3 protein-coding genes are annotated in these 11,984 nt (G+C 72.8%); all 3 read left to right on the top strand.

Going from position 1 to position 11,984, the window contains the following annotated elements; genetic code table 11:
- The first annotated feature begins 17 nt into the window (after window positions 1-17).
- Window positions 18-233, top strand: coding sequence for an MbtH family protein (locus tag V1634_RS32565; protein ID WP_101365415.1), 216 nt, complete (start codon window positions 18-20; stop codon window positions 231-233).
- A 29-nt stretch (window positions 234-262) separates the two neighbouring features.
- A complete protein-coding gene (locus V1634_RS32560) occupies window positions 263-5,389 on the top strand; it encodes an amino acid adenylation domain-containing protein (protein WP_331211459.1) in 5,127 nt (1,708 codons plus the stop codon).
- Window positions 5,386-11,984, top strand: a 6,599-nt coding sequence (locus tag V1634_RS32555) for an amino acid adenylation domain-containing protein (protein WP_331211458.1), incomplete at its 3' end; no start/stop codon positions are given. The genes V1634_RS32560 and V1634_RS32555, both read left to right, overlap by 4 nt.

Below are 11,984 nucleotides of genomic sequence, written 5' to 3'. Positions count from 1 at the left end.
AACCACAAGGAGTTCCGATGGCTGACGAGCAGACCGACGACCGGGTGTACCGGGTGGTCCGCAACGACGAGGAGCAGTACTCGATCTGGCCCGCCGACCGGGATCTGCCCGCGGGCTGGCACGCCGAGGGCACCGAGGGCCCGCGTGCCGACTGCCTCGCCCGGATCGGCGAGGTCTGGACCGACATGCGCCCGCTGAGCCTGCGCCAGCGGATGGCGGCGGCACAGAGCTGACCGCCCCCGCAACGAGGTGAGGAGCACCCATGAACCCCGATCGAAGCCGGACTGACCTGGTCGGCGACTCCAGCGGGCCGGCGAACGTCGCCGGGTCCGCCAACATCCTGCCGGCGCTGGTCGCCCGCCAGGTGGCGGCCACGCCCGACGCGGTCGCCGTACTGGCCGGCGACGTCGAGGTGACGTACGCCGAACTGGACCGCCGGGCCAACCGGCTGGCCCGGTACCTGCGCGGCCTCGGTGCCGGGCCCGACACGCTGGTCGGGGTCTGCCTGCCCCGGAGCGTCGACCTGGTCGTCGCGCTGCTCGGCGTCTGGAAGGCCGGTGCCGGCTACCTGCCGCTGAGCCCGGACCACCCCCGGGACTGGGCGACCTGGGTGCTGACCGACACCGGCGCCGGGATCGTGCTCACCGGCTCGGCGCACGCCGAGCTCGTGGCCGGCACCGGCGCCCGGGTGCTCCACCTCGACGACATCGCGGCCGAACTCGCCGGGCTGCCCGACGAGGCGCCGGTCAACCCGGCGACCGGGGACGACCTCGCCTACGCGATCTACACCTCCGGCTCCACCGGCCGACCCAAGGGCGTCATGATCAGCCACGCGGCGATCGCCAACCGGGTCGACTGGGCGGTCCGGCAGCACGGCCTCGGCCCGGCCGACCGGGTGTTGCAGAAGACCGCGCTGACCTTCGACGCGGCCTGCTGGGAGTTCTTCGCCCCGCTGGTCAGCGGCGGCGCCGTGGTGCTCGCCCCGGTCGGCGCCGAGCGCGACCCGGCGGCGCTGGTCCGGGCGATCAACCGGTACGGCGTCACCGTCTTCCAGGGCGTGCCGTCGGTGCTGCGGCTGGTCGCCGACGATCCGGGCTGGCGGGACTGCACCTCGCTGCGGCTGCTCTTCTCGGCCGGCGAGCCCCTGCACGCCGAGCTGTGCCGGCGGCTCACCGACGGGCTCAAGGTCACCCTCTGGAACACGTACGGGCCGACCGAGTGCGCCATCGACGTGACCGCGCACCCGTACGACCCGGCGCTGCCGACCGGACCGGTGCCGATCGGCCGGCCCCTGGCCAACCTCCGGGTGCTGGTACTGGACGGAAACGGCGACCCGGTGCCGGTCGGGGTCGCCGGTGAACTGCACGCCGGCGGGGTAGGGGTGGCCCGGGGCTACCTCGGCCGGCCGGAGCTGACCGCCGAGAAGTTCGTCCCCGACCCGTACGGGCCGCCGGGGTCCCGGCTCTACCGCACCGGTGACCTGGTGCGGTGGCGGACCGACGCGACCCTGGAGTACATCGGGCGGCTCGACCACCAGGTGAAGGTGAACGGCGTCCGGATCGAACCCGGCGAGGTGGAGTCGGCGCTGGTCGCCCACCCGGACGTCGACGCCGCCGTGGTGCTGGCCGTGGAGGCGGCCGAGGGCGGCAAGCGGCTCGTCGGGTACGTCACCGGCGAGCGGGTGCCGACCGCCGACCGGCTGCGTACCTTCCTCCGGGACCGGCTGCCCGACCCGATGATCCCGGCCGCCTTCGTGGCCCTGCCGGAGTTCCCGCTGAACAGCAGCGGCAAGGTGGACCGGGCGGCGCTGCCGGCCCCGGAGATCGGCGCCGAGGACGGCCGCCCGCCGTACGTGGCGCCGCGTACCGCCGCCGAGCGGCTGGTCGCCCGCTCCTGGGCGGAACTGCTCAAGGTGGACCGGGTCGGCGCGCACGACGACTTCTTCTCGCTCGGCGGCTCCTCGCTGCTGCTCACCCGGCTCGCCAACCAGCTCCGGGCGGCCTCCGGCAGCAAGGTCCCGCTGCGCGGCCTCTTCACCGCGCCCACGGTCGAGCAGCAGGCGAAGCTGATCGCGGTGCCGACCGACGACGGCCCGCCGATCGTCCCGGTGCCCCGGACCGGGCCGCTGCCGCTGTCGTTCGGGCAGCGCCGGCTCTGGTTCCTGGACCGGCTGGAGCCGGGCAACACCGAGTGGGTCGCCCCGCTCTTCGTCCGGCTCGGCCCGGAGGTCAGCCAGAGCACGGTCCGGCGGGCGCTGGACACGCTGGCCGGACGGCACGAGATCCTGCGCACCCGCTACGTCGAGACCGGTGGCGAGCCCCGCCAGGTGGTCGACCCGCCCGGCCCGGTCGAGCTGCGGGTGGTCGAGGCAGACGCGGCCGACCTGGAGACGGTGTTCCGCGGCGAGTTCGAGCGCGGCTTCGACCTGGCCACCGGCCCGGTCTGGCGGGCGCTGCTGGTCCGCTTCCCGGGCACCCCGACGCCGACCCCGCCGACCTCGGTGCGGATCCCGGCCACTGCCGGCCGTACCCCGGCCGGCGAATCGGTGCTGCTGCTCACCCTGCACCACATCGCCTGCGACGGCTGGTCGTCGGTGGTGCTGGAGCGGGAGCTGCGGGAACTCTGCGCGGCGACGGTTGCCGGGCGCGCCCCGGAGCTGCCGGAGCAGCCGATCCAGTACCTCGACTTCGCGAGCTGGCAGCAGGGCTGGCTGACCGAGGAGGTGCTGGCGGCGGAGCTGGCGTACTGGCGGAAGACCCTCGACGGGCTCGGGCCGCTGGACCTGCCGACCGACCGTCCCCGCCCGGCCCGCCGCGACCCGTTGGGCGCGCTCGCCCCGTTCACCATCCCGGCCGAACTGGCCGCCGCGATCCGTGACCTCGGCCGGCGGTACGGCGCCTCGCCGTACATGACGATGCTGACCGCGTTCAGCACGCTCCTCGCCCGGTACGCCGGACGCTGGGACGTCGCCGTCGGCACCCCGGTGGCCGGCCGCAACCGGCCCGAGCTGGAGGAAATGGTCGGCTTCTTCCTCAACTCGCTGGTGCTGCGGCCGAACCTGACCGCCGGAATGCGGTTCGGCGAGGCGCTGGAGGCGACCCGGGAGGTCTGCCGGGCCGCGTTCGCGCACCAGACGCTGCCGTTCGAGCAGCTCGTCGACGACCTCCAGCCGGACCGGGACATGTCCCGCACCCCGCTGTTCCAGGTCGCCTTCGACCTGCACGACGAGGGGCTGACCGGCGGTGCGGTGCGGGCCGACGACCTGGCCGCGTTCACCGAGGCGTGGCAGATCGCCAAGACCGACCTGACGCTCTTCGTCCGGGTCCAGGAAGACGGCGCGATGCTCGGCGCCCTGGAGTACGCGACAGCGCTCTTCGACCGCTCCACGGTGGACCGGATGGGCGGCCACCTGGTCCGGCTGCTCCAGGCGGTCACCGCCGACCCGGAGCTGCGGCTCGGCGCGGTGGACTTCCTCGACCCGGTCGACGAGCTGGTCGGCACCGGCCGGATCGACCCGTTCCGCACCGGTGCGCCGGACCGCTGCCTGCACCAGGTCTTCGAGGAGCGGGTGCTGCTCGCCCCGGCGGCGGTGGCGGTGACCTTCCAGGGCGTCTCGTTGACGTACGCCGAGGTGAACGCCCGGGCGAACCGCCTGGCGCACCGGCTGCGGGCCGGCGGGATCGGGCCCGGCTCGCTGGTCGGTGTCTGCCTGGAGCGCGGGATCGACCTGGTCCCGACGCTGATCGGGGTGCTGAAGTCCGGTGCGGCGTACCTGCCGCTGGATCCGGCGCAGCCGGTGGACCGGCTCGGCTTCATGGTCGGCGACGCGGGCGCTCCGGTGGTCGTGACGCAGTCGTCGCTGCTCGACACGGTCTCCGGGTTCTTCGACGGCGACCTGCTGGTGCTCGACCGGGAGGACCTGTCGGGGCAGCCGGTGGCGAACCCGGCGCCGGTCTCGCACCCCGAGGACCTGATCTACGTGATCTACACGTCGGGGTCGACGGGGCGGCCGAAGGGGGTCTGCCTGAGCCACGCCAACGTGCTCCGGCTCTTCACCACCACCCATCCGCGGTACGGCTTCTCCGCCGACGACGTGTGGACGCTGTTCCACTCGTACGCCTTCGACGTCTCGGTCTGGGAACTCTGGGGTGCCCTGGCCTACGGCGGGCGGCTGGTGGTGGTGCCGCGCGAGGTGACCCGGCTGCCGGACGAGTTCCTGGAGCTGCTGGTCGCCGAGCGGGTCACCGTGCTCAGCCAGACCCCGTCGGCGTTCCGCGCCATGGTCGGGTTCGCCCGGGACGGCAACCCCCGGCTGGACCGGCTGTCGCTGCGGGCCGTGGTCTTCGCCGGCGAGAAGCTGGAGATGGCCGAGCTGGCCCCCTGGATGGCCCGGTTCGGTGACCGGCCGGCACTGGTCAACATGTACGGCATCACCGAGACGACGGTGCACTCCACCTACCACCTGGTACGCCCGCAGGACATCACCGGCTCCGGCAACCCGATCGGCTACCCGCTGAGCGACTCCCGAATCTACCTGCTGGACGGCTACGGCAACCTGGTCCCGGTCGGTGTTCCCGGCGAGATCCACGTCGGCGGCCCGGCGGTGGCCCGGGGCTACCTGAACCGGCCGGAGCTGACCGCGCAGCGGTTCGTGCCGGACCCGTTCGCGGCCGAGCCGGGTGCCAGGATGTACCGCAGTGGTGACCTGGCCCGGCGCCGTCCCGACGGTGGGCTGGACTTCCTGGGCCGGATCGACGACCAGGTGCAGATCCGGGGCTACCGGGTCGAACTTGGCGAGATCGAGACCGTGCTCGCCGCACACCCCGGGATCCGGAACGCGGTCGTGCTGACCGACGAGCCGGAGCCGGGCCAGCCGAGGGTCGTCGCCTACTACGTACCGGACGCCGACAACCCACCGCTCGTCCCCGAGCTGGTCGGCTACTGCGGCAGCCGGCTGCCCGACTACATGGTGCCGGGCGTGTTCGTGCCGCTGGAGCAGATCCCACTGACCCCCAACGGCAAGCTCGACCGTCGCGCGCTGCCGACCCCGGCCCGGACGGTCGCCGAGGTGGACGCGGCCGGCTACGTCGCACCGCAGGGACCGGTCGAGGAGCGGATCGCCGAGATCTGGGCCGAGCTGCTCGACGTCGACGCCGGTACCCAGACGAACTTCTTCACCGTCGGCGGCCACTCGATCCTCGCGGTCCGGCTGGCCTCCCGGATCCAGGAGGAGTTCGAGATCGACCTTCCGGTCCGGACCGTCTTCGAACGGCCCACGATCGCGCGGATCGCCGAGGCGGTCGAGGAGCGGATCCGCGCCGAGATCGACGAGCTTTCCGAGTCCGACCTGCTGGCCGGCCTGGCGTTGCTGAAGGAGCAAAGAGGATGAGCACGGGCGAGGGCACGATCGAACGCAGTGTCGAGGCAGCCCGGGAGGAACTGCTGCGGGCCCGGCTCGCCGGGCGGCTGCGCGGCGGTCGCCGCGCGGCGCTGACCCGGGTCGACCGGAACGGCCCGCTGCCGCTCTCCTTCGGGCAGCAGCAGATGTGGTTCCTGAGCAGGCTCGACCCGGGTAGCTGGGAATATCTGGTACCGCTGGCGCTGCGGCTGCGCGGCCCGCTGGACTCCGCCGCGCTGCGCCGGGCGCTGACCGAGCTGGTCGGCCGGCACGAGATCCTGCGTACCCGCTACGCGCTGGTCGGCGGCGAGCCGGTCCAGGTGATCGACCCGGCCGGGCCGGTCGAGCTGGCGGTGACGGACCTGACCGACCTGCCCGAGGCGGAGCGGGAGCACCGGGGCTTCGCGCGGGCCGCCGAGGAGCCGTCGATCCCGTTCGACCTGGCCACCCAGTGGCCGGTCCGGGCCCGGCTGGTCCGGCTGGCCGACGACGACCACCTGCTGGTCGTGGTCTTCCACCACGTCGCCTGCGACGCCTGGTCGGTCGGGGTCTTCGCCGAGGAACTCAGCGAGCTGTACGCGGCCGCGCTCGCCGGCCGGCCCAGCACCCTCGCCCCGCTGCCGGTGCAGTACGCCGACTACGCCGCCTGGGAGCGGAACCGCTCGGAGGCGGAGCACCAGCGGCACCTGGACTACTGGCGGCAGCAGCTCGTCGGGGTACCGCCGCTGGACCTGCCGGCGGACCGGCCCCGCCCGGCGACCCGGGACTGGGCCGGCGCGGTCGTCGAGGTGGAACTGCCGGCCGCGCTCGGCGGGCAGCTGCGCGACCTCGCCCGGCGGCACGACGCCACCCTGTTCATGGTGCTGCTCAGCGGCTACCAGGCGCTGCTGTCCCGGTACACCGGCGGCACCGACATCCCGGTCGGCACGGTGGTCTCCGGGCGCAACCGGCCCGAGCTGTCCAAGCTGATCGGGTACGGCATCAACAGCCTGGTGATGCGGGCCCGCTGGGACTCCGACATCACCTTCGGCGAGCTGCTCTCGGCCAACCGGCAGACCGTGCTGGCCGCCTTCGACCACCAGGAGGTGCCGTTCGGGCAGCTCGTCGACGAACTCCAGCCGGAGCGGGACATGTCCCGTACCCCGCTGTTCCAGGTCGCCTTCACCATGCACGAGGCGGGCGCCGGGGCGTACGCGATGCCGGGCCTGACGGTCTCGGCGCTGGACGCGCTCTCCCAGGTCTCCCGCTTCGACCTGACGCTCCAGATCCAGGAGGCCGCCGACGGCGGCCTCCGCGCCCACCTGGAGTACGCGACCGCGCTCTTCGACGCGTCCACGATGCGGCGGCTGGGCGGGCACCTCGTCCGGCTGCTCCAGGCCGTCGTCGCCGACCCGGACCGGGCGCTGCACGCCGTCGACCTGCTCGACGAGGCCGAGCGGGCCGAGGTCACCGGAGTCGCCGACCCGTTCCGGATCGACGCGGTGGCGCCGACCCGGACCGTGCACCAGGTCTTCGAGGAGCGGGTGGCGACCGCGCCGGACGCCGTCGCGGTGACCTTCGAGGACCTCTCGTTGACGTACGCCGAGGTGAACGCCCGGGCGAACCGGCTGGCGCACCGGCTCCGCGCGCTCGGCGCCGGACCGGAGTCCCTGGTCGGGGTCTGCCTGGAGCGGGGCATCGAGCTGGTGCCGACCCTGCTCGGCGTGCTGAAGTCCGGGGCGGCGTACCTGCCGCTGGACCCGGCGCAGCCGGTGGACCGGCTCGGCTTCATGGTCGGCGACGCGGGCGCGTCGGTGATCGTGACCCAGTCGTCCCTGGCCGGTACGGTCGCCGGCTTCTCGGCCGGCACCGTGGTCAACCTGGACGAGGAGGACCTGTCGGGGCAGCCGGCGGAGAACCCGGCCCCGCTCTCCGGCCCGGAGAACCTGATCTACGTCATCTACACCTCGGGGTCGACGGGGCGGCCGAAGGGGGTCTGCCTGACCCACGCCAACGTGCTCCGGCTGCTGACCGTCGGCGAGACCCACTACCGGTTCTCCGCCGCCGACGTCTGGCCGCTGTTCCACTCGTACGCCTTCGACGTCTCCGTCTGGGAACTCTGGGGCGCGCTGCTCTACGGCGGCCGGCTGGTGGTGGTACCCCGCGAGGTGACCCGGCTGCCGGACGAGTTCCTGGAGCTGCTGGTCGCCGAGCGGGTCACCGTGCTCAACCAGACCCCGTCGGCGTTCCGCAGCCTGGTCGGCTTCGCCCGGGACGACGATCCCCGGCTCGCCGCCCTGGAGCTGCGGGCCGTGGTCTTCGCCGGCGAGAAGCTGGAGATGGCCGAGCTGGCCCCCTGGACCGACCGGTTCGGTCTGGACCGCCCGGCCCTGCTCAACATGTACGGCATCACCGAGACCACGGTGCACTCCACCTACCACCAGGTACGCCCGCAGGACATCGGCGACCCCGGCAACCCCGTCGGCTACCCCCTCGGCGACCTGCGGATCTACCTCCTCGACCGGTACGGCAACCTGGTGCCGGTCGGCGTCCCGGGTGAGATCCACGTGGGTGGTCCCGGCGTGGCCCGGGGCTATCTCAAGCGGCCGGAGCTGACCGCGCAGCGGTTCGTGCCGGACCCGTTCGCGGCCGAGCCGGGTGCCAGGATGTACCGCAGTGGTGACCTGGCCCGGCGCCGTCCCGACGGTGGGCTGGACTTCCTGGGCCGGATCGACGACCAGGTGCAGATCCGCGGCTACCGGGTCGAACTTGGCGAGATCGAGACCGTGCTCGCCGCACACCCGGTGGTCCGGGACGCGGTGGTGGTGGTCCGGGAGGACATCCCCGGCGACAAGCGACTCGTCGGCTATCTGGTGGCCGAGGACGACCAGGTGCCGAGCCCGGCCGAGCTGCGCGAGTTCCTCGCTCGCGGCCTGCCGGAATACATGGTGCCGGCCGCGTTCGTGCCGCTGGAGAAGATGCCGCTGACCGCCAACGGCAAACTCGACCGCCGTGCGCTGCCCGCACCGGACCGCGCCGCACTCTCCGGGGAGCAGGCCTACGTGCCGCCGCGTACCCCGGTCGAGGAGCGGGTCGCGGCGATCTGGCGGAGCGTGCTCGGGGTCGAGCGGGTCGGCGTGCACGACAGCTTCTTCGACCTCGGCGGGCACTCGATCCGGGCGGTCGCCCTGGTCGGCGAGCTGCGATCGATCGGGCTGGACGTCTCCGTCCGGGACGTCTTCGCGCACCGCACCGTCGCGGAACTCTGCGGGATCCTCGACGGCCGGTCGGCGCCGGCCGCCGAGGAGCGCCCGGTGGCGCCGTTCGAGCTGCTCTCCGCCGAGGACCGGGCGAAGGTGCCGGCCGGCGCCAGCGACGCGTACCCGCTGTCCCGGGTCCAGGCCGGCATGGTCGTCGAGATGCTCTCCGACGGGGAGCTGCACGCGTACCACAACGTGACGTCGTTCCGGATCCGTGACGAGCAGCCGTTCGCGCTGGAGGCGCTCCGTGAGGCGGCCCGGATCGTGGTGGCCCGGCACGAGGTGCTGCGGACCGCGATCGACCTGACCACGTACTCGGTGCCGATGCAGGTGGTGTACCCGACCGCCGAGATGCCGGTCGGCGAGCGGGACCTGCGGCATCTGGACGCCGCCGAGCTGGACCGGTCGCTGCGGGAGTTCACCGCGGTCGAGCGGGCCGACGTCTTCGACCTGACCCAGCCGGCCCTGATGCGGCTGCACGCGCACGTCTGCGACGACAAGACCTGGTGGCTGTCGGTCACCGAGTGCCACGCCATCATCGAGGGCTGGAGCCACCACTCGCTGCTGATGGAGGTACTCGACCTCTACCGGGAGATCCGCGACGGCCGCACCCCGGCCGAGGTCGAGGCGCCGCCGGTGCGGTTCGCCGACTTCATCGGCGCCGAGCTGCGCTCGCTGGCCTCGACGGAGGACCGGGACTACTGGCGCGACATCGTCGGCCGGTACGCCCGGTTCACCCTGCCCACCGGCTGGGGCGACGAGGACGCGCCGCGCGAGTCGCTGATGCTCGGGGTCCCCTTCCACGACCTGGAGTCCGACCTGCGCAAGCTGGCCAGCCGGGCGAAGGCGTCGCTGAAGACGGTGCTGCTCGCCGCGCACCTGAAGGTGATGAGCCAGCTCACCGCCGAGGAGTCGTTCCTGACCGGTCTGGTGCTGCACGGCCGACCCGAGGTGGTCGGCGCCGACCGGGTCTACGGGATGTACCTGAACAGCCTGCCGTTCGGCTACGACCGGGGCGCCCGGACCTGGCTGGAGCTGGTCGGGCGGACCTACGCCCGGGAGATGGAGATCTGGCCCCGCCGCCGGTTCCCGATGCCGGAGATCCAGCGCGAGTTCGGTGACGGCCAGCGGCTGATGGACGTCCGGTTCAGCTACCACGACTTCGACCAGGTCGACCGGGACCTCGTCGACTACATGGCCAGCATCGACGACAGCCCGACCGAGTTCCCGCTCGCCGTGGCGGTCCGGCTCGGCTACGTGACGATGGCGGTCAACCCCCGGGTGCTGAGCCGGGCCAACGGCGACCGGATGGGCGCCATGTACCGGGCCGTGCTGGAGGCGATGGCGGCGGACCCGGAGGGCGACGCCCGGGGTACCTTCCTCGCCGACGAGGAGCGGCAGCGGCTGGTGGTGGAGTGGAACCGCACCGCCGCCGAACCGGCCGGACCGGCCGTGCCGGAGCGCTTCGTCGCGCAGATGTCGGCCACCCCGCACGCGGTGGCGGTCGAGTGCGCCGGTCAGCAGCTCACGTACGCCGAGCTGGACGCCCGGGCGAACCGGCTCTCCCGGCACCTGCGCGCCTGCGGTGTGGTGCCGGAGTCTGTCGTCGGAGTGCTGCTGGACCGGGGCCCGGAGCTGCTCGTGGCGATGCTGGCGGTCTGGAAGGCCGGCGGCGCGTACGTCCCGCTCGACCCGGCGCACCCGGCCGACCGGCTCGCAGACATGCTGGCCGACGCCGGCACCCGGGTGGTGGTGACCGGCTCCGGCTACGCCGACCGGTTCCCGGAGATCCCGGTGCGGGTCCTGGTCGACCGGGACGCGCCGACCATCGCGGAACAGCCCGCGACGCCGCTCTCGGTCCCGACCGATCTCGACCGTCTGGCGTACGTGATTTTCACGTCGGGGTCGACGGGTCGGCCGAAGGGTGTGGCGGTGTCGCATCGTGGGTTGGTCAACCATGTGTCGTGGGCGGCGCGGGAGTTGGCTGGTCGTGGTGTGGGTGGTTCGGCGTTGTTCTCGTCGGTGGCGTTCGATCTGGTGGTGCCGAATGTGTGGGCGCCGTTGGTGTCGGGTCAGCGGGTGTGGTTGGCGGGTCCGGAGCTGGACATGGCGGATCTCGGCCCCGAACTGTTGGCGGCGGGTCCGTTCAGCTTCCTGAAGCTGACCCCCGGCCACCTGGAGGTCCTCGCGCACCAGCTCGCACCGGGCGAGGCCAGCGGGCTCGCCGGAATCACCGTGGTGGCCGGCGAGGCGTTCACCCGGCACACCCTCGAGCGCTGGCGCGAGTGCGCCCCGGACGCGGAGCTGGTCAACGAGTACGGCCCGACCGAGGCGTCGGTCGGCACCTGCGTCTACCCGGTGCAGGGCGCGCAGCGCGCCGACGTACTGCCGATCGGTCGTCCGTTGCCGGGCATGTCGATGTACGTCCTGGACGCTGACCTCGCCCCGGTTCCGGTGGGTGTGTTGGGTGAGTTGTTTGTCGGTGGGGTGGGGGTGGCTCGGGGTTATGTGAATCGGCCGGAGTTGACGGCGGAGCGGTTTGTGCCGGATCCGTTCGGGTCGGCCGGGTCCCGGTTGTACCGGACGGGTGATCTGGTGCGGATGCTGCCGACCGGTGATGTGGAGTTTGTTGGTCGGGTCGACGATCAGGTGAAGGTGCACGGGTATCGGATCGAGTTGGGTGAGATCCGGTCGGTGCTGTTGGAGGACGACGCGGTCCGCGACGTGGTGGTGGTGGCGGTGGGTGCGGCGTCGGACAGGCGCCTGGTTGCCTACTGTGTGCCGGCCTCGTCGGGTGAGTTGGATGTGGCCGGGTTGACGGGGCATGTGGCGTCTCGGTTGCCGGAGTACATGGTGCCGGCGGTGTTCGTGGGGTTGGATGCTCTGCCGTTGAACGCGAACGGGAAGGTGGATCGTCGGGCGTTGCCGGATCCGGATTCTGCCGTGGTGGATGCGGGGCCGGTGTTCGTGGAGCCGCGTACCGCGGTGGAGGAGCGGATTGCCGGGGTGTGGCGGGAGGTGCTAGGGCTCGATCGGGTTGGGGTGACGGAGAGTTTCTTCGATCTGGGTGGGCATTCGATCCGGGCGGTGGCGTTGGTCGGGAGGTTGCGGGCGGCCGGGTTCGAGGTGGCGGTCCGGGACGTGTTCCAGTACCGCACCATCGCCGAACTCGCCGAGAAGCTGGCCGGTCCGGTGCCGGAGGCGGCCGTCGAGGGTACGACCGTCGACGGGCCGACCGTGGCGCCGTTCGCGTTGCTCTCGGCCGAGGACCGGGCCGCGTTGCCGGCCGGGGTGGTCGACGCGTACCCGCTGTCGCAGGTCCAGCTCGGCATGGTCGTGGAGATGCT

This window comes from Plantactinospora veratri (genome assembly GCF_036421995.1).
GTDB classification, from domain to species: Bacteria; Actinomycetota; Actinomycetes; order Mycobacteriales; family Micromonosporaceae; genus Plantactinospora; species Plantactinospora veratri.
Note: the sequence above shows the minus strand (reverse complement) of the source record. Positions and strands in the feature narration are given on the sequence as shown.

Excerpts from the sequence above, each read along its gene's own strand:
- V1634_RS32565 (WP_101365415.1), top strand. The coding sequence starts at position 18 with ATGGCTGACGAGCAGACCGACGACCGGGTGTACCGGGTGGTCCGCAAC.
- V1634_RS32560 (WP_331211459.1), top strand. The coding sequence starts at position 263 with ATGAACCCCGATCGAAGCCGGACTGACCTGGTCGGCGACTCCAGCGGG.